Source organism: Microtetraspora glauca, assembly GCF_040656155.1.
Classification (GTDB): Bacteria; Actinomycetota; Actinomycetes; order Streptosporangiales; family Streptosporangiaceae; genus Microtetraspora; species Microtetraspora glauca.
The window spans coordinates 220,859-246,638 of record NZ_JBFALK010000014.1 but is presented as its reverse complement, the minus strand read 5'-3'; the positions used below and the strand labels follow the sequence as shown (position 1 = coordinate 246,638).

Below are 25,780 nucleotides of genomic sequence, written 5' to 3'. Positions count from 1 at the left end.
AGTCTAACCCCTCTTACGCGTTCCATGTCAGAGGGGTACGACTACCTGTTGGTAACTTTAGGTTTGACCGCACGGTGCAGCGCCACGATGCCCAGGGACAGGTTGCGCCAGGCCACCTTGCTCCAGCCCGATTCCTGGATGATGCGCGCGAGCGCCGGCTGGTCGGGCCATTCCTGGATCGACTCCGCGAGGTACTCGTATGAGTCCGGGTTGGAGCTGACCGCCCGCGCGACCTGCGGAAGCAGCTTCATGAGGTACTGCGAGTAGACCAGCTCGAAGGACTTGATCTGCGGCCGGGAGAACTCGCAGATGACCATGCGGCCCCCCGGCCTGGTGACCCGCAGCAGCTCACGCAGCGCCTCATGCGTGTCGGCCATGTTGCGCAGCCCGAAGGAGATCGTGACCGCGTCGAACGCACCGTCGGCGAAGGGCAGCCTGAGCGCGTCGCCCGCGACGAAGCTGACCCCGCGCACCCCGCCGCCCGACAATCCGGAGCCGCCGCGCCGCTCCACTCCCGTACGCAACATGCCGATGGAGAAGTCGCAGGCGATCGCGCGCGCGCCGAGCAGGGTGAAGGCGTCCGTCGAGGTGCCCGTGCCGGCGGCGAGGTCCAGCACCAGCTCGCCCGGCCCCGCGTCGATCGCGGCGGCCGTGGCCTTACGCCAGAGCCGGTCCTGCCCGAGCGAGAGGACGTCGTTGACCAGGTCGTAGCGACGGGCCGTGCGATCGAACATCGCGGCGACCTCGTGCGGCTGCTTGTCCAGCGAAGCGCGCGTCATGGACGCAAGCCTAGGCCGCGCGGCGGATGCTCTCTCCGCGCCCGCTCGGAATGCGCGGAACGTAGCACATTGATTACGAAGGGTGTGCTAGAACTTCGGGAATGCTTGCCAGACGCTCCGCCGCTCTCCTCGTCGCGGCTCTCGCCGTACTCCCCGCCGGCACAGCCCAGGCCGGTGTCCGGCAACCTGGCGTGGTCTCGCAGAAGCCCGTCGCCAACACCCCCCACGTGCTCGACGGCATCGTGAACGCGATCGCGCTCGTGGGCGGCACGGTGGTGGTCGGCGGGGAGTTCAGCGCCGTCAGCGACGCCGGAAGCGACGAGCAGTTGCCACGGGAGAACCTCTTCGCCTACGACCTGCGCACCGGGAAGGTCCTTCCCGGATTCGCCCCCAGCTTCAGTGGTCCGGTCTACGCCCTGGCCTCCGGCGCGGACGGCACCGTCTACGTCGGCGGCTCCTTCGACTTCCCCGCGCGCGCGCTCGTACGGTTGAGCCTGACCGACGGCTCCGCCGTGACGTCCTTCGACGCACCCGCCTTCGGCGGCGACGTCGCCACCCTGGTCCGCCAGGGCGACAAGATCTACGTCGGCGGCGACTTCATCCAGATCGGGAGCACGCCCCGCACGGCGCTGGCCCGGATCGACGCCTCCACGGGGGCGGTGGACCCCGCGTTCAGGATCACGCCGGGCGATCCCCGGGGTGCCGGCACCAAGGTCTACGCCATGGCCGCCACCGGCGACCGGCTGGTCATCGACGGCTCGTTCACCTCGGTCGACGGGCTGCGCAGGCCACAGGTCGCGGTGATCGACCTGGTCAGGAACCGGGTGGCCGACTGGCGCACCGAGGTGTACGCGCCCTCCTGCATGGCGGTGTTCCCCTGGTATGTGCGGGGTCTGGACGTGTCCCCCGACGGCAGGTACTTCGTCGTGGTGACGACCGGCGGCCCGGCTCCCGGCACTCGCAAGCTCTGCGATTCGGCGGCCAGGTTCGAGATGTACTCACGCGGCGACGACATCCGCCCCACCTGGGTCAACCTGACCGGAGGCGACTCGCTCTACTCGGTCGTGGTGACCGGCGCGGCCGTCTATGTGGGCGGGCACCAGCGCTGGCTGAACAACCCGAAGGGCTCCGACACCGCCGGGCCTGGAGCGGTCCAGCGGCCGGGCATCGGAGCGATCCATCCGACCACGGGCAAGGCGCTCAGCTGGAACCCCACGCGTACCCGAGGAATCGGAGTAAAGGCGTTCCTGACCACAAAGAGCGGCCTTTTGGTGGGAAGTGACACGACGAAGCTCGGGCATGAGTACCATGCCCGGATCGGCATGTTCCCGTTGCCCTAGTTTCCCGTCGGCCGGTCGCGTTTCTGCACGACCTGCTCGCTGACCGCGTCGCGCTGCTTGGACAGCAGCACGTAGCTGGCCAGGCCGCTGACCACGAAGGCCGCGATGAGCAGCAGGTACGTGCGCAGCCCGAGGAGATAGAGGACCGCGACGGCCACGGCGAACAGACCGAGGCGAGAGAGCGTGTAAACGACAACCGGACGCACACCGTCGAGGTTACGTCACGGAGCCGAGTGACTCTCTTCGCATCCCGCCCGAGCACTGCTAGTGTGCCCAAGTGGGCGCTTTTGTAAAGAAACACCCATGAGCACCCCAAAGAGGCTCTATCATATAACAATCGGGCACTGAGCCGATAACAACCCGTGATCTTCTACGAAAACCACGGATAAATCAGGCTTCGCTCGGCACACTGGTTACCTGTCCGCCCGCTGCAGGACGCGGGATGCGAGGGGGAGAGATTGTGGAGAGTAGCAGCGAGCGACTGCTGACCCCTGGAGAGGTTGCCGCCCTCTTCCGGGTCGACCCGAAGACCGTGACACGTTGGGCCGCGGCGGGACGAATCAGCAGCATCCGTACCCCCGGAGGGCACCGGCGGTTCCGAGAGTCGGAAGTGCACGCCCTCCTCCGTGGAGAGGATGTCCTGACGGCCGACCGGCCTAACGGCGACTCACCTCGGGTCTGATACACCGACCAGGTGATCCTGCGTGCCACCCGGATGCCGCAGGGTCACCCGCGTCAGTCGGTGCCGCTCACCCGGCCCCGCCTTCCCCACGTCGTACCGCCACGCGGCCACCCGCGCTTCCGGCACGTCCTGCTCCTCCGCGTGGCGCCAGTACGACCTCAACCGCGGCCTCAGGCGACGACCACGGCCTCAGACTCGACCCCACGACGCGGCGCACGGCGCGGCGACCTCAGCGCGGCTCTCCTGCGCCGTCCCCCTCGTCGTGTCCCGTTCCAGCGACGCCGCCGGCCTCCCGGACCTCCGCGTCCGCCTTGAACGCCAGGAACTCCCGCTCCAGGTCGTCGTTCTCCTCGCGCCACCGGCGACGCCGCTCGGCGTCCTCCTCCTCGGTCACCGACTCGGCGAGCCACCGGTCGTAGTCCGGCTCCCCCGGGACGACGTCGACGTACGCGTTGCCGATCAGGCGGCCGTCGTCGCTGGCCAGTGATTGCGGCACGCGCAGTGTCCCGTCAGTGAGCCGGATAACGTACATCCACGATCACCTAGATTCCGTAGCGCCTGTTGAAGAACAACATCACGTTCAGCGCCGCCCGCGTGTCACCGCCCAGCATGTCGACCAGGGCCGGACGCTGCCGGGATGCGATCGCCGCGAACGCGTCAGCGAAGAACTCCTTGCGCCCCAGCCCTCCTGGCTGCCGGTGGAACGCGGAGGCGAACAGCGGGAAGCACTCCTCGTACAGCGCGGCGAACTCGGGCGAGTCGGATACCCACTCTCCCGGATGCGCGTCGACGTCGTCCAGAGCATGGCCGACTTCGTGCATCATCACGTCCGGTGTCGGGGACGGACGGTCGCCCACCACGATCTTGCGGTCGCCGTACGCGCCGGCGCAGGCGTCCCAGGTCGCCCGGCCTGATGGCAGCGGGGCCCCGCGCAGATAACCCATGTCGTCCAGGTCGGGAACGCCGCCACGGCCCACGTAGATGCCGTCCAGCGTGGTGGCGAGCATCAGCTTGAGCCGCTCGGGGAGCCTGGCGAGGCTGTCCACGGCACGTACGGCGTCCGCCGAGGGCGGCCCGTCCCCCGCGTCCCATTCGCGGTACAGGACGCGTTCCAGGGGCCCGCAGTGCCGCCGGCCGTCCCGCAGGTCCGGGGCGTCCGGCCGGTGCGGCCGCGCGCGGTTGGGCTGGTCGTCCAGCTCGAAGTCGCTCCAGGTGTACTGGGGGCGGTCCACGACCGGCGCGGTGACCGCGTGCATCCGCTCCACGCCCCGCTCCACGGTCCGTTCCGGAGTCCGCTCCGAGGAACGTTCCGGCGCGTCCGTGGCGCGTGCCGGCGAGGCGTACGCACCGCGCTGCCACCAACGCGAGCCGCGCCTGTGGCGGCCCCTATCGCTCGGCTGCGCCATGGCCCCCACCCGTCGCCCTGCCGGTGAATGTGCCGGGAACGGCGGCTCGTGGCGCCCTTCCCACCTCGCGCCTCGGCGGGGTCCGTCCGCCTACGGTGCCCATGTGCTCACTCGTCCCTCGCTCTGGGCGGTGCCCACCGCCGCGCCGGGCCCGGCATGATCCGGGGGGCGCGGTACCGGTCCACCGTACGTTGCCCGTCCGCGCCCCGTCATCCCCCGGATCCCCTACGGCTACGCGCTTTCCGCGTGACACCAGGCCCGATCACGCGGCGGTATGGCTTACCGTGTGGGCATGCCTAGCGTGATTCTCGGCCTGGCGCTGCTGGCCTTCTGGCTCTACTGCCTGTTCGACGTGATCACGACGCCGGAAGGCGCGGTGCGCAACCTCCCCAAGCTGCTGTGGGTGCTGGTCGTGCTGTTCCTGGCGGCTGTCGGTGGCGTGTTCTGGCTGGCCCTCGGCCGTCCACGGAGCGGCGATGCCGTACTGGAGGCCGCGGGGACACGGGAAGGACCGGACGAGCGGGAGGCATGGCAACGGCCCCCGCGGGCCGAGGCACCGCGAGGGCCGGACGACGACCCGGAGTTCCTGCGCGCGCTGGAGCGCCGCCTGCGGAACGAGGACTGACAGTCCCGGGCTCCGCGAGCCCGGGGACCTCGGGCTCCGGGCCCGCTCGGACCCGGACGCTCAGCTGTCTACTTGGGCACGTCCGCGTAGGAGTGCAGGCCGCTGAAGAAGATGTTGACGCCGACCAGGTTGAACAGCAGGCAGGCGAAGGCCACCAGTGAGACGATCATCGCCGCCTTGCCGCGCCATCCGGCGGTCGCCCGAGCGTGCAGGTAGGCCGCGTAGGCGATCCAGGTGATGAACGACCAGACCTCCTTGGGGTCCCAGCCCCAGTAGCGGCCCCAGGCGCGGTCCGCCCACAGGGCGCCCGCGATGACGGCGAACGTCCAGATGGGGAAGGCGATCACGATCGCGCGGTGGGCGATGCGGTCGAGCTGCTCCTTGGCCGGCAGCACCGACATCCGCCCGTCGTTGCGCACCAGGTAGAGGACGGCGCAGACCCCCGCGACCAGGAACAGCCCGCCCGCGATGATCGCGGCGGTGACGTGGATCGCGATCCAGTAGGAGTTCAGCGCGGGCATCACCGGCCCGGCCTGGACGTGCAGGAAGAGGACGGCGAAGCCGAGCCCGAGAGCAGCGGTCACCGTCACGAACGCGCCGAGGAAGCGGATCCGCTGCCGGGTGAGCAGGACGAGGAACGCGGTCACCGAGGCGAAGCACAGGGCCACGACGAACTCGTACATGTTGGCCCACGGCCAGCGGTCCACCGCGAAACCGCGGGTGAGGAGGCCGGCCAGGTTCGCCGCCCAGCCGAGCCAGGAGATGACGACCGCCACCGCCCCGGCCTTGACCGCCCAGCCGGCCGGCGCCACCGGCGCCGTACGGCTCTCGCCCTCCGCCCCCGCGGCGGAGTCCGCGGCCGATCCGGCGACTGAGGAGTCGGATCCGGCGGCGCCGACGGTGACCAGTTCGCGGGTCTTCACCGCGGCGGCCGTCCGCGACCTGCCGAAGGCCAGCTCCAGCGCGTAGGCGATCATGGCGATGAGATACAGCAGGACGGTCACCAGGATGAGCTGGTCGCTCAATGTGGCGAGGCCCTCGTTGATCTGGGCGGGCGGCATCTTCTACTCCTCGGACGAGCGGTTGCTCGGCGAAACGGGTTCGCGGTCGATCGCGGTGGCGGCGTCCTCGGGCTGAGACGTCTCGGAGGGGGCTGCACCACGAAGCATCGTGACGATCTCGGCGAACTCCTCCGCGAAGCTCGCGCCGCCGCCCTCGGTGCGGGTCAATCCTCCCACCGTGACCTTCCGGTCCGTTATCCGCACCCACACCCGGCGGCGCCGTACGGTCAGGGACATCACCAGGCCGAGCACGGCCGCGGCGGCGGCGAGCAGGGCGGGCACCCGGCCCGGGTCATAGGCGGTCTGGAGGCTGATCCACTCCTTGACCCCGGTGAACTCGATCTTCCCGGCGCCGTCGGCGAGTTCGAGTGTGTCACCGACGTTGAGCGGCGTGGGCTGGGCGGACATCTTGCCGAGCGGCTTCAGGTTGTCCGTGTCGAGCTGGTACACCGACTGGGGCTGCCCGGACTTCAGCCCGAGGTCGCCGGAGAACGGGAAGACCTGGACGGTCGGGTTGGCCGCGCCGGGGAAGACCGACACCCACGCGGCGCCGTTGGGCACGGTGGTCGGCAGGAAGCGGATCAGGAAGCCGAGCTGGTCGGGCTGGGCGTCCGGGACCTTGATGACGCACTCGGAGGTGTAGGTCGCCTGGTCGCTCGCCAGGCAGGCGACCGACCCCTCGTAGGCCGTGTGGCCCTTCCCGTCGGTGACCTTGAAGGTCGGGGCGTACCCGTGGCCGAGGAGGTAGGTCAGCGTGCCGTCCACGTCGAGCGGCTCGTTGACCTTGAGCTCGACCTCCCGCGAGGGCGAGGACGGCGAGTCCTGGACCGACAGCGTGGCCGAGTAGTCGAGCGGCTGGCCCCGCTTGTCCCCCGACGCGACGTACGTCGCCTGGAACTCCTTGAGCGTGAACGAGAACGGCTGCAGCGACTCGGCCGACACCCGCTGTCCCGGCATGAACCGGTCGTAGGCCGCCACCGTGTTGGCGAACCCGTCGCCCTCGACGACGAGGACGTTGCCGCGGTAGCCGAACAGGCCGCCCGCCCCGACCGCGAACAGCAGCACGAGCAGCGAGACGTGGAACAGCAGGTTGCCCGTCTCGCGCAGGTAGCCCTTCTCGGCGGAGACCCAGTCGGTGCCGGTGACGACGCGGAACCGGTTGCGGCGCAGCTTCGCGGCGACCGACTCGACGGTCAGGTCGCCCTCGAAGGCGGCGCTCTGCGGGAGCCGGTTCAGGTTGCGCGGAGCGGCCGGCGGCTTCTTGCGCAGTTCCTTGAAGTGGACGACCGCCCTCGGGAACACGCATCCGGCGAGCGAGAAGAACAGCAGGAGGTAGATGGCGGCGAACCAGGGCGACGTGAAGACGTCGAACATCCACAGCCGGTCCAGCCACTCGGCCTCGGTCGGGCTGTTCTTGAAGTACTGGGCGACCCGGCCGGGATCGACGCTCCGCTGTGGGTAGACCGACCCGGGAACCGAGCCGAGCGCGAACAGGAAGAGCAGGATCAGGGCGGTACGCATGGACGTGAGCGTCCGCCAGCCCCACCGCAGCCAGCCGACCACGCCGAGGCCCACCGGCCGCGCGGGCTCACGCTGCTCCGGCCGCTCGGACTGCTCCGGCCGCTCGGACTGCTCCGGCCGCTCGGACTGCTCCGGCTGCTCGCTCACGCCGGACTCGTCGTTTTTCGTTGTCATTCAGATCACCGGCTCGAATCCGCCCACCCAGACCTGCAGGCCGGCGATGAGGTTCCCCCAGAGCCCGGTCACCAGCAGGACGCCGACGCCGACCAGCATCACGCCCCCGATCCGGGTGATCAGGCGGGAGTGGCGGCGGACCGCCTTGAACGCGTGGAGTGCCCTGCGGTAGGCCAGCCCGGCGAGCACGAAGGGCGCCCCCAGGCCCAGCGCGTACGCGAAGGCGAGCGCGGCACCACGCGCGGCGCTGCCCTGGTCGACCGAGAGCGCGAGGACCACGGCGAGCGTGGGCCCGATGCACGGGGTCCAGCCGAGGCCGAAGACGACGCCGAGCAGCGGCGCGCCCGCGAGCCCGGCGGCGGGCACCTTGTGAATGCGCACGTCCCGCTGGAGCCCCGGGATCAGGCCGATGAAGGCCAGGCCGAGGACGATCGTGACGACCCCGAGCACCCGCGTGATCACGTCGATGTTGCCGAAGAGGACGCCGCCGAGGCTACCGAAGAGCGCCCCGCCCAGCACGAAGACCGCGGCGAAACCGAGGACGAACAGGGCGCTGCCCAGCACCATCCGGCCCCGCCTGGGGTCGCCGCTCATGCCCGTGACGTAGGAGAGGTAGCCCGGAACCAGCGGCAGCACGCAGGGCGAGAGGAAGGACACCACGCCGGCCGCGACCGCGATCGGCACCGCGACCAGCAGCGAGCCGGACGCGACGGTGGTGGCCAGGTCAGCCGCGCTCATCGGTGACCTTGTCGATCGCGGCGAGGAGGTCGTTGTACTTCACGGCGCCCAGGGCGCGCGCCGCGATCCGGCCCTGGCCGTCGATGATCAGGGTGGACGGGATCGCCGCGGGCGGCACGGTGCCCTGGAAGGAGAGCAGCACCCGGCCGGCCTGGTCGAAGATGCTCGGATATCCCGGCTGCAGCGAGCGGTCGAACGCCTGGGCCGAGGCCTTCTGGTCCTTGAAGTTGACGCCGAGGAACTGGACGCCCTTGTCCTTGGTCTTGGCCGCGATGTCCTTGAGCACGGGCCCCTCGGCCCGGCACGGAGCGCACCAGGACGCCCAGAAGTTCAGCACGTAGACCGTGCCGGAACCGAGCTTCTGGGTCGCGCCGTCGAGGGTCGTGCCCTCGATCGCCGGCGCCTTGACGCGGCCTGCGGCGTCGAAGACCTGGACCTTGCCGTCCCCCGCGACGAAACGGGTGTCACCGGACTGCGGCTGGGACTGCTGCTGGTTCCCCGCGCAACCCGCGAGGGCTGTCACGGCCAGAGCGGTGCTCGCAGCGATCAGAGACAGACTCTTGGCGGACACGCGGGAGTATCTCCTATTACTACAACCGGTAGAGCTGTCACTCTACCCAGCGGGTACGGTGCTCCCGCCAACGGGTCAAGCTCCGGGAACGGGGTTGCCCCGCACCAGTGCGCCCGCGGGCTCGCTGTAGCCGATGCTGCTCAGCCTGTCGCCCTCGAACGTGAAGCTGGTGAGGCTGGCGAGGGAGCACTGGCGACGGCGCGGATCGTGCCACAGCCGGCGTCTCTCCGCCGCGAGCCTGACGATCCAGATGGGCAGCTGGTGGCTGACAAGCAGCGCCTCGTGCCCCCGCGCCTCCTCGCGCGCGTCGTCGATGGCCGCCTTCATCCGCAGGACCACATCGCCGTACGGCTCGCCCCAGGACGGGCGGAACGGGTTCACGAAGTGGCGGTAGGCCCGGACATCGCGGAACACTCCGTTACCTCCGGCCACCCGCAACCCCTCGAAGACGTTGGACGCCTCGATCAGCCGCTCGTCGAGGGTGACCTCCAGGCCCAGGACGCCGGCCAGGGGGGCCGCGGTCTCCTGGGCGCGCTCCATCGGCGAGCTCCACAGGGTGACGATGTCGCGTCCGGCGACCGCCTTGGCGACGGTCTCGGCCATCAGCCGCCCGTTCTCCGACAGGTGGTAGCCGGGCAGCCTGCCGTACAGGACGCCTTCCGGATTGTGAACCTCGCCGTGGCGCAGCAGGTGGACGACGGTGGTCTCGGTCATGGCAGGTGAGCCTACCCGCCGGTCAGGCGGCACACGCAGTGCGCAGCGCGTCGACGGCGGCCCTGATGGCGGGACGGCGCGCCGCGTCGGTGCGCCACAGCGCGTAGATGCGCCGCTGCAGCCGGGGCACCACGGGGACCGCGCGCACGCCCTCGGGCAACTGGCCGCGCCCGAGGCGGGGGATCAGCGCGTACCCGTGGCCCGCCGCGACGAGCGCGAGCTGGGTGGGGTACTCGTCGGCCATGGCGACGATCCTGGGCTCCTTCTCCGCCGACCGGAGCAGGAACATCAGGAAGTCGTGGCAGACCGTGCCGGACGTGCCGCTGATCCAGCCCTCACCGGGGAGGTCGGCCAGCTCGATCTCCCGTTTGGTCGCCAGCGGGTGACCGGCGGGCATGACCACGTCCGCGACGTCGTCGAGCAGCGCCGCGCGCGACAGCCCCTCGGGGATGGCCATCGGCCGGTTGAGCCAGTCCTGGACGAGGGCCAGGTCGATCTCGCCCCGGGACACCTCACGGATCTGCCGATCGGGTTCCCGCTCGTAGAGGACCACATCGAGATCGGGATGGTTCTTCTTGATCAGCATCAGCGCCTGCGGCATGATCCCCCTGGCCGCGGTCGGGAAGGCGGCCATCACGAGCCTTCCGACCACGGTGCCGCGCAGCGCCTCGAAGTCGGCCTCGGCCGTCTCCACCAGGGCCAGGATCTTCTCCGCGTGGTCGGCGAGCAGCCCGGCCGCGTCGGTGAGCTTCACTCCGCGCCCGTTGCGCTCGACGAGGACCGCCCCGGTCTCGCGTTCGAGCTTCGCCAACTGCTGGGAGATCGCCGACGGGGTCACCATCAGCGCCTCCGCGGCGGCCGCGACGGAACCGTAGACGGCCACAGCGTGCAGCGCCTTCAACCGGTTCAGATCCAACATGTAAGCCAGTCTAAACGGTTATGACGCAAAAAGCCCGATGTCGCTGAACTGTCAGCCGGTCCCAGCGGAGCGGACCCTACATCGTCGCGGCGGCGGCCTTGGCGGCGAGCGGAAGCGCCTCGGCGACGCGGGTGAGCGCCTCCTCATCGTGGGCCGCGGACAGGAACCACGCCTCGAACGCCGACGGCGGGAGGTAGACCCCCTGGTCGAGCATCCCGTGGAAGAACGAGCGGTACGCCTCCGCGCTCTGCCTCTTCGCCGAGTCGAAGTCGGTGACCGGCCCGTCGGTGAAGAAGATCGAGAACAGGCTGCCCGCGCGCTGCAGCCGGTGCGGTACGCCCTCGGCCACCAGCGCGTCGGACGCCGCCTCGGCGACGAGCAGGGCCGCCGCGTCCACCCGCTCGTAGACACCCGCGTCACAGGCCCGCAGCGTCGCGAGGCCGGCGGCGGAGGCCAGCGGGTTACCCGAGAGCGTGCCTGCCTGGTAGACCGGGCCATGCGGCGCGAGCAGCGCCATCACGTCGGCCCGCCCGCCGAAGGCCGCGGCCGGCATCCCGCCGCCCATGACCTTGCCGAACGTCATGAGGTCCGCCTCGACGGGGTCGAGTCCGTACCAGCCGGAGGCGGAGACCCGGAAACCGGTGAGCACCTCGTCGATGATCAGCAGCGCCCCGTTCTGCGTGCAGAGCTCGCGGAGCCGCTGGTTGAAGCCGGGCAGGGGCGGGACCACGCCCATGTTGGCCGGGCACGCCTCGGTGATGACACAGGCGATCTCGAACGTGCGGAAGGCCTCCTCGACCGCCTCGATCGAGTTGTACGGCAGGACGATCGTGTCGGCGGCGGCCGCGCCGGTCACGCCGGGAGTGTCCGGGAGGCCGAACGTCACCAGCCCGGAACCGGCCGCGGCCAGCAGTGCGTCCACGTGCCCGTGGTAGCAACCGGCGAACTTGACCACCTTCGCCCGGCCGGTGAAGCCGCGTGCGAGCCGTACCGCCGACATGGTGGCCTCGGTGCCCGAGCTGACCAGCCGGATCTTCTCCACGGGGGCGATGCGGGAGACGATCTCCTCGGCCAGCAGGACCTCGCCCTCGGTGGCGGTCCCGAACGACAGGCCGTGGGCCAGCGCGCCCTCGACGGCCTCGATCACGGCCGGATGGCGATGCCCGAGGATCATCGGCCCCCAGGAGCACACCAGATCGACGTAGCGGTTGCCGTCCACGTCCGTGATGTACGGCCCCTGGCCCGAGGCCATGAACCTGGGCACTCCCCCGACCGCGCCGAACGCGCGCACCGGGGAGTTGACACCACCGGGCACGATCCGCCGCGCCCGCTCGAACAGTTCCGCTGACTTCTCCGTACGGCTCACGCCTCCCAGCCTACGGGCGACGTGTCGCGGCCCCTCACTCGCAGGCGTCGACGAGCAGATCCAGGACGCGGAGCGGGTCGGGCAGCGGACGCCCGTCCGGGGGACGCAGCCAGCTCACCACCGCGCCGGTCACCAGCGTCGACGGCGGAGCGAGCACGTAGCTGTCGCGGCAGTGCCAGCGCAGGCCGGGCGTGGCCTCGATGGTCGCGGGGTCGCAGTCGAGGTGGCAGGACCACCACTCGTCCTCGTCCTCCGGCGCACCTCTCGTCGCCACATAGAAAAGGACCCGGTCGCCGTTCGCGGCGACCGGGCCCGTGGCCAGTCCTGTGGAGTCCATGGCGGTCAGGGCCGCCATCCCGGCGACCGCCGGTACGTCGAACACGTCGAACACCCGGCCCGTGGGCAGGATCACATTGGCGTCGGGGTTGTGCTCCCACCGGCGCGTGAGGAGGGCGGAGTCGACCGTCGCCTCCATCTGCCACGCCGGGGACAGCGGGTGCGCGCCCGGGTCGGGACAACCGACGCGGTCGCAGGAACAGGCGCGCCCACCCTCGCGGAGCGGGTGGGCGCCAAGACAGCTCGCCCAGCCGAGCTGGGCGTATTCCAGTACAGACGTGATCTTCCGTGGCTTTCGATGCGCACGCCGTTTCGTCCGGCGGACCAGCGGTGCCCCCACCATCGTGCTCCTCCCCCACGGATGCTCTTTTGCTGTACCTGATAATGCCCTTTACGGATCAGCGCTCACCGCACCGCCCCGGGGCGAAGCCCCCCTATGCGCGTAGCCTGCGCGCGACCTCGGTGGCCCAGTAGGTGAGGATCATGTCCGCTCCGGACCGGCGGATGGCGACCAGCGACTCCATGATGATCCGCTCGCGGTCGATCCAGCCGTTGGCGGCCGCCGCCTCGACCATGGCGTACTCGCCGCTCACCTGGTAGGCCGCCACCGGGACCTCGACCAGGTCGCGGATCTGCCGCAGGATGTCCAGGTACGCGAGCGCGGGCTTGACCATCACCGCGTCCGCGCCCTCGGCGAGATCGAGCCGCACCTCCCGCAGCGCCTCGCCGATGGGACCGGCCGGGTCCTGCTGGTAGGCGCTGCGGTCCCCGAACTGGGGCGCGCACTCGGCGGCGTCGCGGAACGGCCCGTAGAACGCCGAGGCGTACTTCGCCGAGTAGGCGAGGATCGGGATCTCCGTGAAGCCGTCGGCGTCGAGGGCCTGCCTGATCGCCCCGACCTGGCCGTCCATCATGCCGCTGGGCGCGATCACGCGTGATCCCGCCCGCGCCTGCGCGACCGCCGCGGAGGCGTACCGCTCCAGCGTGGCGTCGTTGTCCACCTCGCCGGACTCGGTCAGCAGGCCGCAGTGACCGTGGTCGGTGTACTCGTCCAGGCAGGTGTCGCTCATCAGGACCAGCGCGTCGCCGACCTCGGACGCGAGGTCGGCGAGCGCGAGCTGGACGACGCCCCTGGGGTCGTCGGCCGCCGAACCGCGCGCGTCCTTGTGCAGCGGAACGCCGAACAGTATGACACCGCCGACTCCCGCCTCCGCCGCCTCGTGGGCGGCCTTGCGCAGCGAGTCACGCGTGTGCTGGACGACCCCCGGCATGGACGCCACGGGCTGCGGATCCGCGATGCCCTCCTTGACGAACATCGGCAGGATCAACTCGGCCGGGTGCAGACGCGTCCCGGCCACCATGCGGCGCATCGACGCCGTACGGCGCAGCCGCCGTGGCCGGGCCACCGGATATTCAGCGTTCACGATCGTGTTCTCCACTCGGACTGGACGGGGCCCGCGGACGGCCGCCGGGGGACACCCGGGTCACTTGAAGCGCCGGCGCGCCCCCCTGCGGGTCTGCGAGGGCCTGCGCGGCATCTCCCCGGCCGAGATGGCCGCGTGCCGCTGCTTCGCACCGTACTCCGCCAGGGCCGCCGCGAGCGCGGAGGCCGACGGCCTGTCGGCCATCACGTCGACCCGGAGGCCGAACTCCTCCGCCGTCTTGGCGGTCTGCGGACCGATCACCGCGATCACCGTCACGTTGTGCGGCTTGCCGGCGATGCCGACGAGGTTCCGCACGGTCGACGACGAGGTGAAGAGCACCGCGTCGAAGCCGCCGCCCTTGATCGCCTCCCGGATCGGGGCGGGCGGCGGCGCCGCGCGCACCGTGCGGTACGCCGTCACGTCGTCGCACTCCCAGCCGAGCTCCGTGAGACCCGCGACCAGCGTCTCGGTCGCGATGTCCGCTCGGGGCAGCAGGACGCGGTTGATCGGGTCCAGCATCGAGTCGTACGGCGGCCACTCCGCGAGCAGCCCCTCGGACGACTGCTCGCCGGTCGGGACCAGGTCGGGCTTCACGCCGAACTCGACCAGGGCGCGGGACGTCGCACCGCCGACGGCCGCCACCTTGAGCCCGGCGAACGCCCGCGCGTCCAGGCCGTACTCCTCGAACTTCTCCCGCACCGCCTTGACGGCGTTGGCGCTGGTGAAGGCGACCCACTCGTAGCGGCCGGTGACCAGGCCCTTGATGGCGCGGTCCATCTGCTGCGGCGTCCGGGGCGGCTCGACGGAGATCGTCGGCACCTCCTCCGGCACCGCGCCGTACGAGCGGAGCTGCTCGGACAGCCCCTCGGCCTGCTCCTTGGTGCGCGGCACCAGGACCCGCCAGCCGAACAGGGACTTCGTCTCGAACCACGACAGGCGGTCGCGCATGCCGACGGCGTCGCCGACGACGATGAGCGCCGGCTCGGTCATGCCCGCGTGTTTGAGATCGGGACCGATGCGGCCGAGCGACGACACGACGGTGAACTGCTCGGTGGTGGTGCCCTCGCTCGTCACCGCGACCGGCGTCGAGTCGGGCTTGCCCGCCGCGATCAGCGCCTTGGCGATCGGGACGGCCTCCGCGACGCCGTTGTAGATGACCAGTGTGCCCTCGCATCCGGCGTGCCGCGACCAGTCGGACACCTGCGCGGCGTCGACGATGCGGAACTCCGGAACGGCCACCGCCGGCGGGATGCCCGCGTACGTCAGCACGGCCGTCGCCGGCGGGACTCCGGGAACGATCTCGAAGTCCACGTCGGCATTGGCGCAGGCCGCCACCTCCTCGGTGACCGAGGAGAAGAACGACGGATCGCCCGGGCACACCCGTACGACCGTCCGTCCCGCCTTGGCGTCCTGCAGCGTCTTCAGCGAGATCGAGTTCTCGGCGGCCTCGGCGGTGATGTCCACCACCTCGACGTCCTTGCGGCAGTGCCGGAGCAGCGCGCCGTACGCCTGCTGGTCGAGCACGACGACGTCGGCCCTGCCCAGCAGGTCGGCGCCACGCAGCGTGAGCAGGTTCTCGTCACCGGGGCCGGCGCCGATGAAGGCGACGAAACCCGATCGGGGCTCTGGAATGGTATTTGTGGGGCTCAATGGGCCTGCTCCCCCATCAACGTGCCGGCCCCCTCAGCGATCATGGAAGCCGCGAGATCACGGCCGAGGTCCATGGCCGCCAGACGAGGTCCGGAGGTGGACTTGCGCACTGACCTGACGCCGTCGATGGCGACGACGGCAGCGGTCAGGTTGAGAATGTGCCCGTCATCGGACGCGAAAGCACCTACCGGTGCCGCGCAACCGGCTTCGAGGGCGGAAAGCACGGCGCGCTCGGCGGTCACCGCCGCGCGGGTTCGCGGGTCGTCGAGGACGCCCAGCAACTCGATCAGGTCGGCGCGATCGGCCGGGCACTCGACGGCGAGTGAGCCCTGGCCGGGCGCCGGAAGCACCTCGTCGACCTCGAAGATCTGCGAGATCTCGCCGTCGCGGCCGAGCCGGCAGAGCCCGGCGGTGGCCAGCACGACGGCGTCCAGCTCACCCGCGGCGATCTTGCCGATGCGGGTGGGCGCGTTTCCCCTGATCGGGACGTAGTGAAGGTCCGGCCGTAGGGACCGGAGTTGCGCGACGCGGCGCGGCGAGCCGGTGCCCACCCGGGCGCCGGGCGCCAGGTCGGCCAGTTTGGCCGTGCTCACCAGCGCGTCGCGCGGATCGTCACGCGGCGGCGTGGCGACCAACGTGATCCGGGGGTCTTCCGCGGTCGGCAGATCTTTGAGCGAGTGGACGGCGAAGTCGATCTCACCCTCGATCAGCTTGTTGCGCAGCTCGCTGACGAACACGCCGGTGCCGCCGAGCTGGGTGAGATTGGCCTTGGTGACGTCACCGTACGTGGTGATGCCCACCAGCTCCACCTCGCGCCCGGTCAGCTCGGTGAGCCGCTTGGCCACCAGCCCGGACTGCGTCGTGGCCATCTCACTCTTGCGGGTGCCCATCCTCAGAGGAGCGCTCATGACTCGACCTCCATCCGCGACACGGCCTCGGGCTTCTGGGGATCCAGGTTGAACAGCTCGCGGAGGGCCTCCGCGTACTGATCGCCTCCAGGCGAGGACGCCAGCCGCTTGACACGTACGGTCGGCTCGTGGAGCAGCTTGTCCACGACTCTTCTGACAGTCTGTGCGACCTCGTCGCGCAGCCGTCCCTCCAGTTCGGGGACGCGCGAGATCAGCCGGCCCATCTCGGAGTCGACCACCTCTGCCGCCTTGCTGCGCAGCGCGACCACGGTAGGGGTCACCCGGGCGGCGCGCCCCGCTTCGAGGTGGGCGGCCACCTCCTCGGTGACGATCGTCTGAACCGCGGCGATGGCCTCGGCCCGGCCGCCGTCGCCGATGTCGTCGGCCACGCCGGCCTGCTGCATGGACTCAAGGTCGACCAGCGTCACGCCGGGCAGCGCCCGTACGCCGGGGTCGACGTCGTGCGGGAGGGCCAGGTCGAGCAGGAAGAGATCCCGGCCGCGGCCCATCGCCCCGGCGACCGTCTCATCGGTGATCAGGCACGATCCGGCGCCGGTGCACGAGATGACGATGTCCGCCTCGGCGATCTCGGCGGGGATCTCCGTGAGCCGGACCGCCCGGCCGCCGACCGACTCGGCCAGGCGTACGGCGCGGTCGTAGGTGCGGTTGGCGATGACGATGTCGGTCACGCCCGAACGGACAAGGGTGGCGGCGGACAGCGCGCTCATCGACCCGGCGCCGACGACCAGCGCCCGCTTCCCGGAGATCGGGCCGAGCTCACGCTCGGCGAGCGTCAGGCCCACCCCGACGAGGGAGGCGCCCGCCCGGTCGATGGCGGTGTCGGCGTGCGCCCGCTTTCCGACCCGCAGGGCCTGCTGGAAGAGCTCGTTGAGAACGCTCCCCACGGTGCCCTGGTCCTGGGCGAGCTTCAGCGCCACGCGGATCTGGCCGAGGATCTGCCCCTCGCCGACGACCATCGAGTCGAGGCCGCAGGCCACAGAGAACAGGTGGTGGACGGCGCGGTCCTCGTACTGCACGTAGAGGTGCGGGGTGAGCTGCTCCTGGTTGATGCCGCAGTGCGTGGCGAGCAGGTCGGTGACGGCCGTGACGGCGCCGTGGAACCGGTCCACGTCCGCGTAGACCTCGACCCGGTTGCAGGTCGAGACGACCATCGCCTCGGAGACCGTGGGCTCGCCGCGTACGTCGAGGAGCAGCTTGGCGAGCGCGTCGCCGCTCACCGAGACGCGTTCGAGCAGGGCCACCGGTGCCGTGCGGTGGCTCAGGCCGACAACGAGGATGCTCATTGGCTCGCCTCGCCCAGCGGCGCTCCGCGCTCGCTCACTACGACCACCCCATCGGGCCACTCATCGCCCATCATGGGCCCTCCACTCGCCTTACGCTGCTCGTGGAACGCAAGAATCTGCAGTTCAATGGATAAATCGACTTTACGAACATCTACGCCGTCCGGCACGGTCAGCACCACGGGGGCGAAGTTCAAAATACTGGTGACGCCCGCGGCGATGACGCGGTCGCAGACCTCCTGCGCCGCCGTCGCCGGCGTCGCGATCACCACTATGGACACCCCGCGCTTCCTGATCACTGACTCGAGCCCGTCGGCATGTTCCACCACGAGCCCGGCGATCCGCTCGCCCACCACTCCGGGATCGGCGTCGAACAGGCCCGCGACCCGGAAACCCCGGGACACGAACCCTCCATAGTTGGCGAGCGCTCGCCCGAGGTTACCCACCCCCACGATGGCGACGGCCCAATCCTGGGTGAGACCTAGCTCACGCGAGATCTGGTAGATCAGGTACTGGACGTCGTACCCCACCCCGCGAGTGCCGTATGACCCGAGGTGTGAGAGGTCCTTGCGGAGCTTGGCCGAGTTCACCCCTGCCGCGACCGCGAGGTCCTCCGAGCTGACCGTGGCCGTGCCACGCTCGGCCAGCCCGTTCAAGGCACGCAAGTAGAGCGGCAGTCTTGCGACCGTCGCATCGGGAATGCCACGCTCTCGCGCTTGAGGGATACGGCGGGTCACTTGCCGGTGCTCCAGGGGGACGGACAGCCGGAGACCGTCTCCGACCGTACGAGTGGATGTAACCGAATTTCGCGTTCCTACAGGTTAGTGCCTTTGTGAAGCGATGCACAAAGTCAGTGCTCGTTCACTGTCCCAAAGCGCGGGCCCGGTATCCAACTCGGCCCTAGCCGTGCGGCCGCTTTGCAGGGACGCGCTCGGTCCGTCTCGCACCGCCCCGCGTACGGCGGAGCGCGCCCGGCAGGCCCCCGCCTGACGTTCGGCGGCGCTCCCGAGAGACCGCGCCCGACCGTACGGCGGCGCTCCCGAAAGACCGCACGCGGCGGCCCAATAGGCTGGCGCCATGGCACCTCGCGAGCATCGGATCACCCTCATCGGCAAGCCCGGCTGTCACCTCTGCGACGACGCGCGGGCCGTCATCGAGCGCGTGGCCGCGGATCTCGGCGTGCCGTGGGAAGAGCGTGACATCACCCTCTCCGAGGAGGATCACGCCAAATATTGGGAGATGATCCCGGTCACCCTGATCGACGGGGTCCAGCATGACTTCTGGCGCGTGGACGAAGCCCGTCTCCGCGCCGCGCTCAGCGTCTGATCGCGCAACGCCCGACCGCTCAGTGTCCGATCGCTCTACGTCTGACCGCTCTATGTCTGACCGTCGCGCCTTCGGCACGACCTGTTCGGGACGCCCTTGGGGCGACTCCCGCCCTTGTCACCTGGTTCCCCGTGCCCTCGAAGGGGCCGCTCACCTGAACGTGGTGGGGAGAGGGACGACCTTGGCGGCGTTCACGGTCAACTCGATGACGTTGGCGGCCAGCACGAGCGCCGTACGTTCCGTGGCGAACCGCTCCATGTGCGGCTGGCGCTGGTGCTCGGTGTACCCCACCTCGTCCCGGTAGAGCTCGTACACGATGCGCTGCAGCGGCGCCGACTTCACGCCGTGGCAGACGAAGACCAGGGTGTCGGGCTCGTTGCGCTGCACCGCCTCGACGGTCTCCTCAGCGAGCTTGTCGAACGCCTCTCCCGATCCGTCGATCAGCGTGAAGACGGTGAGCAACCCGTAGATGTTGGGCGACGGACGCACCGACCCGCCCTGCCGGGACGCAGCGGCGCCGGAACCGCCGAACCCGACGCCGAGGTTCGCCGCCATGTCCGCGCCTGGGAAGACCGTGCCCGTGGCCGGAACGCCGTACTCGGGCCGGCCCGTCTGGGGCGGGCCGTATTCCGGGGCGGCCTGAGGCATGCTGTACTCCGGAGCGGCCTGCGGCATGCTGTACTCCGGAGCCGCGCCGGGCATCGCGTAGTCGGCGTCCGCCGCCGGAGGCATCGTGTACTCGCGCCCGCGGGGGCCGCCGTACGCGTCCTGACCTGCCCGGGGGCCCTGCGGCTGGCCGCCGAAGGCGTCCGACGGCTGCATGCGCGCGGCGTAGTCGACATCGCCCTGCTCCCCCGCGCGGTACTCCGCGACGAGATCTCCCAGGCCGGAGCGCCGTGGGGGGACCTGGGCCGGCGGCGCCGGCCGGTCGTCGGCGCCGCGCCTGCCACGGCCCGACCACTCGTCCTGCGGCTCACGGGCGTCCGGCTCGTCCTCCTCGTCCTCGTCCTCGTCCTCGTACGGCGCGAGCGGGCGGGCGAGGGCGTACCACACGGCTCCGGCGGCGGCGGTCATGAAGGCGACGACGACGATCCCGGGAAGCGTGAACTCCAGCGCGACGGCCACGGCGATGCCCGCCGGGGCGAGCGCGACCGTCGCGTTCATGTTGTCAAGGTCGTAGTCGTCGCCCTTGCGCCCGCGCAGCACCGCGATCAGAAGCCAGATCACCAGCATCCCGATGACGACCACGTGGACGCCGCGCAGGAGCCACTCGGGCCAGATGTCCCAGAACTCGTCGGCCGGCGGGAACGTCTTCGTGAACGCGCGGCTGATCGGGTCGATCAGCATGATCACCGCGCCGACGCCCGTCAGCGCGCCACCGAGAAGCCAGCCGGCGAAGCGGGGGAACGCCTTCCTCGCGACCAGCTGCGCCACGCCCACGGCCAGCCAGAGCGGCGCCACCAGCGACCCGGTGATCTGGAACAACCGGAAGGTCACCGACCCGAACCCGATCAGCTGGCCGGTGGCGATCGCCCCGAGGGAGAGGCACAGCGCACCCGTGGTGACGGCCCACGCGACCAGCCATCCCGTCGGCTTCTCGCGGATGCGACCGACGACGACACCGGTGGTGATGGCGGCGAGAACGGCGCCGGCGAACGCGATGACAGCGACAAGGACTTCCATGGTGGACCTTATGCTGCCGGACTTCGCGCACTGACCGGTAGCCGGTGTCCCAGCCCGTTACGCGACGTGATTACCGTGCACGATGGATTGTGTTATCTCGCGATGATTTCTAGAGTGTTCGAGCACGCCGACTCCCCTTCCCCCTGGGATCACCGGATGCCGACATCGTGGCCGTTCGCCGGGCTCTCCCCTCCAGCCGCTGGAGTGGTGCGGCAGGCACCCCCCGCCGCCCCCGCGGCGGCGCAGCTCGAAAACGACGAGATGCGCACGCTGGTCCTGCGCGCCAAGACCGGCGACACCGAGGCGTTCGGCGTGCTCTACGACCGATACGTCGACCTCGTCTACCGCTACGTGTTCTTCCGCGTGGGTTCGCACGCGCTCGCCGAGGACCTGACGAGCGACACGTTCCTGCGTGCCCTGCGCGGCATCGCCGACTTCACCTGGCAAGGTCGCGACTTCGGCGCCTGGCTGGTCACCATCGCCAGGAACCTGGTCACCGACCACTACAAATCGGGACGCAGCCGGCTTGAGGTGTGCACGGCCGAGGTCCTCGACACCCCCCTCGACGGCGAGCACATCCCGGAGAACGCCGTCGTCGCCAACATGGTGAACGAGCACGTTCTACGGGCGATCACGCGGCTCAACCCGGAGCAGCAGGAGTGCGTCGTCCTGCGCTTCCTGCACGGGATGTCGCTCGCGGAGACTGCCATGATCATGGGCAAGCAGAGCGGCGCGATCAAGGCACTCCAGTTCCGGGCGATCAAGGCGCTGGCCCGCGTACTTCCGAAAGATCTCGGTTAGCTCACGTGCCGTAACCCTGGCCGCGTCACCTCGTTGGGCATGACACAGGCGTGGATCGGCAACGGGGGATCTCGGGAGCGTTCATGGGCTGGTGGCGGCCGCGGCGCCGGCGGCGGGTCGGATGGGCGGGGCGTGCCACCGACCGTGTCGCCACGCGGATCGCCGAGGTCGGTTCCCGGATCGGCGGCGGCCCACGGCCGGACTTCCGGGCCAAATTGCGCGCGGACCTGCTCGAAGCGCACGCCGCCGAGCGCAGGCCCGCCGAGCGGCCTCCCGCGGAGCGGCCGGAGGTCCGCCGCCCCTCCCTCCTCGTACGGCTCCGCCCGGCGGTGGTGTTCACGATGCTGCTCGGCGTGATGTTCCTGACCGGCTCCCGGGCGTACGACTCGGTGCCGGGCGACATGCTCTACCCGTTGAAGCGGGCGGCGGAGGCGACCGTGCTGCGGCTGGCCACGAGCGACACCGAACTGGCGAAGCGCGAGATGGCGGCGGCCCGGCTGCGCGCGGCGGAGGCGGCGACGCTGGCCGGCGCGCCCGGGCCCGGCCGGGACGAACTCATCACACAGGCCCTCGACGACATGGCCAGGACCACCCGGGCGGCGCTGAGCCGGGTCAGGCCACGCGACGACAAGCCCGACGGCGAGGTACGGCGGTTCGCCCGCGAGCAGCGCACGATGGTGGAGCCGCTGCTCCCGAAGCTCGATCGGGAGAACCGCGACAAGGCGACCAAGTACCTCACCTACATCGACACCTTCACGAGTCCCGTTGAGTGACCTGCTTGCATGGAATACGGTCACTCGGCGCTAACGCCGCGTACACCGTCATCCACCAACCGGACGGTTAAGCTGATGGCCTATGAAGCGGCTAATGCGACGGCGGGAAGCGGCGGAGATCGCGGGAGAGGTGGCGGCCGCGGCGGTGGTCCCCACCCCGAGCGCCGAGCCCGACCTGACGGCCGCGGCGTTCTTCGACGTGGACAACACCATGATGCGAGGCGCCTCGATCTACCACTTCGCCCGCGGTCTGGCCGCGCGCGGCCTGTTCACCACCAACGATCTGGTGAGGTTCGCCCTCGGGCAGGCGTGGTTCCGGGTACGCGGCAACGAGAACCCCGAGCACATCGCCAAGGCCAAGGAGACGGCGCTGGCCTTCGTGGCCGGCCTCAAGGTCGATGACGTGGTGCGCCTCGGCGAGGAGATCTACGACGAGGTCATGTCCGACCGGATCTGGGCCGGGACGCGCGCGCTCGCCCAGGCTCACCTGGAGGCGGGCCAGCGGGTCTGGCTGGTCACCGCGACCCCGGTCGAGCTGGCCCGGGTGATCGCGCAGCGGCTCGGCCTCACCGGCGCGCTCGGCACGGTCGCGGAGACCGCGGACGGCGTCTACACCGGCAGGCTCGTCGGCGATCTCCTCCACGGCCCGGCCAAGGCGGAGGCCATCCGGGCGCTGGCCCGCCTGGAGGGGCTCGACCTGTCCCACTGCTCGGCATACAGCGACTCGGCCAACGACCTGCCCATGTTGTCGCTGGTCGGCCGGCCGTACGCCGTCAATCCCGACAGCGAGTTGCGCGAGCACGCGAAGGAGCACGGCTGGCAGATCCGCGACTTCCGCACCGGGCGCAAGGCCACGCTGATCGGCCTGCCGATCGCGGCGACCGCGGGCGCCGTGGCCGGGGGCATCGCCGCGGGCATCGCGCTCCGCAAGCACTACCGCTCGTCCTGATCCCCCGGCGCGGGGGAACCCGCCCAGGACGTGGCCCCTCCGCCGTCCTGCTCTCGATCATCGCCCGAGAGGGCGTCCTCCGCGGCGCGCCCCGCAGCGAGGAAGTCGTTCGCAGGTGTCGCCGCCTGTCGTCCCGGTCACGCGTACCGGCGGAGGCCACTGACCGCCGAGTGGGCGATCCGGTCGAGAAAGTCGTTCAGGGCGTCGTTGACCAGGTCCGGGCGCTCGAAGCCGATCATGTGCCCGGCGCCGGGGACGATCATGAACCGCGCTCCGGGCAGCGTCTCGGCGATCCTGCGGCTGTGCGCGGGCGGGGTCACACGGTCGTTCTCGCCCACCATGACCAGCGTCTCGATCGAGCGCAGCGCGTCGAGCGCGGTCAGCTTGTCGTGCACGCAGAGGCCGCGGAAGAAGCCGACCATCACCTCGGTCGGCGTGGCCGCCGCGACGTCGCTCACGAACCGCACATGGTCGGGCCGCGCGCCGCCGCCGAAGGCGATGTAGCGGGCCACCGGGAGGTGGGTGCGCGTCTTGAGCGCGACGCTGCGGTCGATCCACGCGGCCTGGGCCAGCAGTCCCTCGAAGACGATCGGCGTGACGAACGCGGCCAGCCGCCCCACCGGCCACGGCAGGCCGAACGTGTGGCGGGACAACTCACCCGGTGACGTGCTGAGCAGCGCGACACCCCGTACTCGGGAGGCGAGCAACTCCGGATGCCGGGCGGCGAACGCCATGATGCTCATGCCGCCCATCGAGTGGCCGACGAGCACGACCGGCACCCCTTCCGGGACGGCCTGCTCGATGACCGCGGCCAGGTCGTCGCCGAGCCGGTCGATCGTGCAGTCGTCGATCGGGCCCGCCGAGGACGCGCCGTGTCCGCGCTGGTCGTAGAAGACGAGCGTGGCCCGGCCGGCCAGCGCCTCGCGCTGGATGTGCCAGCAGTGGCGGTTCATCACCCAGCCGTGCGCGAAGATCACGGCGAACTCGGGATCCGGATGCTCGTCGACGTCCACCGCGAGATGCACACCATCATCCGTGGTCACGGTCATCGGCTTGCCCACCAGGCAGCCGAGCCGGGACCCGTTCACCGTCGCGGGTACGGCTTCCGCACGCCGCCGGACCACTCCCGCGGCGTACCCCAAAGCCATTCCCGCAAGCAGCACTTTCCGCTTTATCCCGCTTTGGTGCATGATGTACTCCTCTTGGTGAAGTACACCATACCGACCGATAGCTGCCATTGTTAGACCCCGAGACCGATAAGCCCGGGTAAAGAATCGCCAGGTCGGAGAGGGCGGGGACCTCACCCGGCGGAGCGGAACAGGGTGACCGTGGCGCTGTAGGTGACGACGCTCGCCCCCTGCGGGATGTACGTCAGCGTGAGGTCCTTGCGACTCGCCTTCATCGCGAAGTCGCCCTCCCGGGTGCATCTCGTCCCCTTGAGGATGGACTCGTGCAGGAGGAACTGCCCGCCCGAGCCCCGGCCGGTGAGGGTCAACGTTCCGCTGCAACCGAGATCCGGATAGCTGACCGCCGCCGTTCGCGAGCCGGCCTGGATTGTCACGATCATGGGCCGGTTCCTGCCGTTACTCTGCGCCAGCGCCCCTTGCCACGTGCCTTCGAAAGCCCGGGAGAAGCGCAACGGCTTCGGGTTCGCGGGCATGGACGACTTCGCGGCCGCGGGACCGGTCGTGCCGCCCTGCCCGGCCCCTGCCGGGTCTTTCGTGAGCCAGATGGCGGCTCCCGCCGCGAGCGCGAGCACGGCCGCGCCACCGGCGAGGGCGTACATCCGGCCCGCGCGACCCGCCCGCCGGGTGGGACGCGCGTCGGAGCGTGAGATGTTCCGCGACGCGGTCACGGGGGCGGCGACCGGCTCAGCCGACCCGAGCAGCCGCATCAGCACTTCCTGCGTAGTCGGACGTGCCGCCGGATCCTTGTCCAGGCACTGGCGCACGAGGGAGAGCAACGGCTCCGGCACGCCGTCGAGCTCGGGCTCGGCATTGATCACTCGATAGAGCACCGCGGGAGCCGAGTCGCCCGCGAAGGGCGAGCGCCCCGTCGCGGCGAACGCGACCACCGCACCCCAGGCGAAGACGTCGGCCGAGGGACCTATCGGGGCCCCGGCGATCTGCTCGGGCGCCATGTACGCCGGGGTTCCAATGACCTGGCTGCTGACTGTGGCCGTCGCGTCGAGGGCCCGGGCGATCCCGAAATCGATCACACGGGGGCCGTCCTGGCCGAGCAGCACGTTGCCGGGCTTGAAGTCCCGATGCACCAGGCCCGCCTCATGGATCGCCGTGAGTGCGGTGGCGGTCCCGACGGCGAGCCGGTGGAGGGCGGACCCGCTTCGCGGGCCGTTCCGGTTCACGTCGTCCTGGAGAGACGGCCCGTCCACGAACTCGGTGACGATGTACGGCGGGTTCGACCAGAGGTCCGCGGTGAGGAACTGGGCGGTGCAGAAGGAGGCCACCCGCTGTGCGACGCTCACCTCCCGGGCGAAGCGCTCGCGGGTCGTGTCGTCGTGGGCGATCTCCGGCCGGAGGATCTTGACCGCCACGGCGACCTCTCCGGCGTCCGTCCCGAGATAGACGATGCCCTGGCCTCCGGCCCCGAGGCGCCGGATCAGCCGGTAGGGACCGATGGACTGGGGATCGCCCGGTTGCAGACCACCTGATGCCGTCACCCGTACGCCCCCGTCGAATGGCGGTGCTGGAATGAGGAAGACCCTCGCGAAGC

27 protein-coding genes are annotated in these 25,780 nt (G+C 70.5%); 7 read left to right on the top strand and 20 right to left on the bottom strand.

Annotation, left to right across the window (positions count from 1 at the left end):
• Nucleotides 1-41 precede the first annotated feature (41 nt).
• Nucleotides 42-779, bottom strand: coding sequence for a demethylmenaquinone methyltransferase (locus AB0I59_RS25565; protein ID WP_061253854.1), 738 nt, complete (start codon nucleotides 777-779; stop codon nucleotides 42-44).
• A 101-nt stretch (nucleotides 780-880) separates the two neighbouring features.
• Between AB0I59_RS25565 and AB0I59_RS25560 the strand changes: the two genes are divergently transcribed.
• Nucleotides 881-2,119: an NHL repeat-containing protein gene (locus tag AB0I59_RS25560; RefSeq protein ID WP_358136676.1), complete on the top strand. Its 1,239-nt coding sequence runs from the start codon at nucleotides 881-883 to the stop codon at nucleotides 2,117-2,119.
• Here the strand turns inward: AB0I59_RS25560 and AB0I59_RS25555 are convergent.
• Nucleotides 2,116-2,325: a DUF4229 domain-containing protein gene (locus AB0I59_RS25555; protein WP_061253856.1), complete on the bottom strand. Its 210-nt coding sequence runs from the start codon at nucleotides 2,323-2,325 to the stop codon at nucleotides 2,116-2,118. The two genes, AB0I59_RS25560 and AB0I59_RS25555, sit on opposite strands and share 4 nt — an antisense overlap.
• Before the next feature lie 236 nt (nucleotides 2,326-2,561).
• On the opposite strand from AB0I59_RS25555, the gene AB0I59_RS25550 reads away from it, so the two are divergent.
• Nucleotides 2,562-2,801, top strand: a complete 240-nt coding sequence (locus AB0I59_RS25550; protein WP_082776639.1) for a BldC family transcriptional regulator — start codon at nucleotides 2,562-2,564, stop codon at nucleotides 2,799-2,801.
• Between the two features lie 229 nt (nucleotides 2,802-3,030).
• Here the strand turns inward: AB0I59_RS25550 and AB0I59_RS25545 are convergent, their stop codons facing one another.
• Both AB0I59_RS25545 and AB0I59_RS25540 read right to left on the bottom strand, forming a co-directional pair.
• Nucleotides 3,031-3,333 carry a hypothetical protein gene (locus AB0I59_RS25545; RefSeq protein ID WP_358136671.1) on the bottom strand — a complete coding sequence of 101 codons (303 nt, stop codon included), beginning with the start codon at nucleotides 3,331-3,333 and terminating at the stop codon, nucleotides 3,031-3,033.
• Nucleotides 3,334-3,343: 10 nt separating this feature from the next.
• Nucleotides 3,344-4,057 (bottom strand): hypothetical protein, encoded by a 714-nt coding sequence (locus tag AB0I59_RS25540; protein WP_358136730.1) that lies wholly within the window; start codon nucleotides 4,055-4,057, stop codon nucleotides 3,344-3,346.
• Nucleotides 4,058-4,499: 442 nt separating this feature from the next.
• Here AB0I59_RS25540 and AB0I59_RS25535 point away from each other — a divergent pair, with 442 nt between their 5' ends.
• On the top strand, nucleotides 4,500-4,832 hold the full coding sequence (locus AB0I59_RS25535) for a PLDc N-terminal domain-containing protein (protein ID WP_061254139.1): 333 nt from the start codon (nucleotides 4,500-4,502) through the stop codon (nucleotides 4,830-4,832).
• A 68-nt stretch (nucleotides 4,833-4,900) separates the two neighbouring features.
• Here AB0I59_RS25535 and ccsB read toward each other — a convergent pair whose 3' ends face one another.
• The 13 genes from ccsB to AB0I59_RS25470 all read right to left on the bottom strand — a co-directional run bounded on the left by ccsB (nucleotide 4,901) and on the right by AB0I59_RS25470 (nucleotide 18,252).
• The gene (ccsB, locus tag AB0I59_RS25530) at nucleotides 4,901-5,893 is read right to left on the bottom strand and encodes a c-type cytochrome biogenesis protein CcsB (RefSeq protein ID WP_061253858.1); all 993 of its coding nucleotides are present in this window, start codon (nucleotides 5,891-5,893) and stop codon (nucleotides 4,901-4,903) included.
• Between the two features lie 3 nt (nucleotides 5,894-5,896).
• Nucleotides 5,897-7,588, bottom strand: coding sequence for a cytochrome c biogenesis protein ResB (gene resB / locus AB0I59_RS25525; protein WP_358136668.1), 1,692 nt, complete (start codon nucleotides 7,586-7,588; stop codon nucleotides 5,897-5,899).
• The gene (locus tag AB0I59_RS25520) at nucleotides 7,589-8,326 is read right to left on the bottom strand and encodes a cytochrome c biogenesis CcdA family protein (RefSeq protein WP_061253859.1); all 738 of its coding nucleotides are present in this window, start codon (nucleotides 8,324-8,326) and stop codon (nucleotides 7,589-7,591) included.
• Nucleotides 8,313-8,897, bottom strand: coding sequence for a TlpA family protein disulfide reductase (locus AB0I59_RS25515; protein ID WP_228641330.1), 585 nt, complete (start codon nucleotides 8,895-8,897; stop codon nucleotides 8,313-8,315). Before AB0I59_RS25515 ends, AB0I59_RS25520 begins: the two co-directional genes overlap by 14 nt.
• A 75-nt stretch (nucleotides 8,898-8,972) precedes the next feature.
• A complete protein-coding gene (locus AB0I59_RS25510) occupies nucleotides 8,973-9,611 on the bottom strand; it encodes a histidine phosphatase family protein (RefSeq protein WP_061253860.1) in 639 nt (212 codons plus the stop codon).
• A 22-nt stretch (nucleotides 9,612-9,633) separates the two neighbouring features.
• Nucleotides 9,634-10,530 carry a LysR family transcriptional regulator gene (locus AB0I59_RS25505; RefSeq protein ID WP_061253861.1) on the bottom strand — a complete coding sequence of 299 codons (897 nt, stop codon included), beginning with the start codon at nucleotides 10,528-10,530 and terminating at the stop codon, nucleotides 9,634-9,636.
• Nucleotides 10,531-10,606: 76 nt separating this feature from the next.
• The gene (gene hemL, locus AB0I59_RS25500) at nucleotides 10,607-11,896 is read right to left on the bottom strand and encodes a glutamate-1-semialdehyde 2,1-aminomutase (RefSeq protein ID WP_358136662.1); all 1,290 of its coding nucleotides are present in this window, start codon (nucleotides 11,894-11,896) and stop codon (nucleotides 10,607-10,609) included.
• A gap of 34 nt (nucleotides 11,897-11,930) precedes the next feature.
• Nucleotides 11,931-12,575 (bottom strand): bifunctional DNA primase/polymerase, encoded by a 645-nt coding sequence (locus AB0I59_RS25495; RefSeq protein ID WP_061253863.1) that lies wholly within the window; start codon nucleotides 12,573-12,575, stop codon nucleotides 11,931-11,933.
• Between the two features lie 91 nt (nucleotides 12,576-12,666).
• Nucleotides 12,667-13,656, bottom strand: coding sequence for a porphobilinogen synthase (gene hemB / locus AB0I59_RS25490; RefSeq protein ID WP_358136659.1), 990 nt, complete (start codon nucleotides 13,654-13,656; stop codon nucleotides 12,667-12,669).
• Nucleotides 13,657-13,716: 60 nt separating this feature from the next.
• A complete protein-coding gene (locus AB0I59_RS25485; RefSeq protein WP_061253865.1) occupies nucleotides 13,717-15,306 on the bottom strand; it encodes a bifunctional uroporphyrinogen-III C-methyltransferase/uroporphyrinogen-III synthase in 1,590 nt (529 codons plus the stop codon).
• Nucleotides 15,303-16,214, bottom strand: coding sequence for a hydroxymethylbilane synthase (gene hemC / locus AB0I59_RS25480; protein ID WP_061253866.1), 912 nt, complete (start codon nucleotides 16,212-16,214; stop codon nucleotides 15,303-15,305). The genes AB0I59_RS25485 and hemC overlap by 4 nt, the downstream gene beginning before the upstream one ends.
• Nucleotides 16,211-17,518, bottom strand: coding sequence for a glutamyl-tRNA reductase (locus AB0I59_RS25475; protein WP_358136655.1), 1,308 nt, complete (start codon nucleotides 17,516-17,518; stop codon nucleotides 16,211-16,213). Before AB0I59_RS25475 ends, hemC begins: the two co-directional genes overlap by 4 nt.
• Nucleotides 17,515-18,252: a redox-sensing transcriptional repressor Rex gene (locus AB0I59_RS25470; protein WP_061253868.1), complete on the bottom strand. Its 738-nt coding sequence runs from the start codon at nucleotides 18,250-18,252 to the stop codon at nucleotides 17,515-17,517. The genes AB0I59_RS25475 and AB0I59_RS25470 overlap by 4 nt, the downstream gene beginning before the upstream one ends.
• Nucleotides 18,253-18,592: 340 nt before the next feature.
• Here AB0I59_RS25470 and AB0I59_RS25465 point away from each other — a divergent pair, with 340 nt between their 5' ends.
• Nucleotides 18,593-18,841 (top strand): glutaredoxin family protein, encoded by a 249-nt coding sequence (locus tag AB0I59_RS25465; RefSeq protein WP_061253869.1) that lies wholly within the window; start codon nucleotides 18,593-18,595, stop codon nucleotides 18,839-18,841.
• Nucleotides 18,842-18,991: 150 nt separating this feature from the next.
• On the opposite strand, the gene AB0I59_RS25460 is transcribed toward AB0I59_RS25465, so the two are convergent.
• On the bottom strand, nucleotides 18,992-20,524 hold the full coding sequence (locus AB0I59_RS25460; RefSeq protein ID WP_061253870.1) for a putative quinol monooxygenase: 1,533 nt from the start codon (nucleotides 20,522-20,524) through the stop codon (nucleotides 18,992-18,994).
• Between the two features lie 102 nt (nucleotides 20,525-20,626).
• Here AB0I59_RS25460 and AB0I59_RS25455 point away from each other — a divergent pair, with 102 nt between their 5' ends.
• The 3 genes from AB0I59_RS25455 to AB0I59_RS25445 all read left to right on the top strand — a co-directional run bounded on the left by AB0I59_RS25455 (nucleotide 20,627) and on the right by AB0I59_RS25445 (nucleotide 23,047).
• Nucleotides 20,627-21,325 (top strand): sigma-70 family RNA polymerase sigma factor, encoded by a 699-nt coding sequence (locus AB0I59_RS25455; RefSeq protein ID WP_358136650.1) that lies wholly within the window; start codon nucleotides 20,627-20,629, stop codon nucleotides 21,323-21,325.
• A gap of 50 nt (nucleotides 21,326-21,375) precedes the next feature.
• Nucleotides 21,376-22,098 carry a DUF5667 domain-containing protein gene (locus AB0I59_RS25450; RefSeq protein ID WP_061253871.1) on the top strand — a complete coding sequence of 241 codons (723 nt, stop codon included), beginning with the start codon at nucleotides 21,376-21,378 and terminating at the stop codon, nucleotides 22,096-22,098.
• 82 nt (nucleotides 22,099-22,180) lie between these two features.
• Nucleotides 22,181-23,047: an HAD family hydrolase gene (locus tag AB0I59_RS25445; RefSeq protein ID WP_061253872.1), complete on the top strand. Its 867-nt coding sequence runs from the start codon at nucleotides 22,181-22,183 to the stop codon at nucleotides 23,045-23,047.
• Between the two features lie 137 nt (nucleotides 23,048-23,184).
• On the opposite strand, the gene AB0I59_RS25440 is transcribed toward AB0I59_RS25445, so the two are convergent.
• A complete protein-coding gene (locus tag AB0I59_RS25440; RefSeq protein ID WP_358136646.1) occupies nucleotides 23,185-24,210 on the bottom strand; it encodes an alpha/beta fold hydrolase in 1,026 nt (341 codons plus the stop codon).
• Nucleotides 24,211-24,347: 137 nt separating this feature from the next.
• On the bottom strand, nucleotides 24,348-25,727 hold the full coding sequence (locus AB0I59_RS25435; protein ID WP_358136643.1) for a serine/threonine-protein kinase: 1,380 nt from the start codon (nucleotides 25,725-25,727) through the stop codon (nucleotides 24,348-24,350).
• Nucleotides 25,728-25,780: the final 53 nt, after the last annotated feature.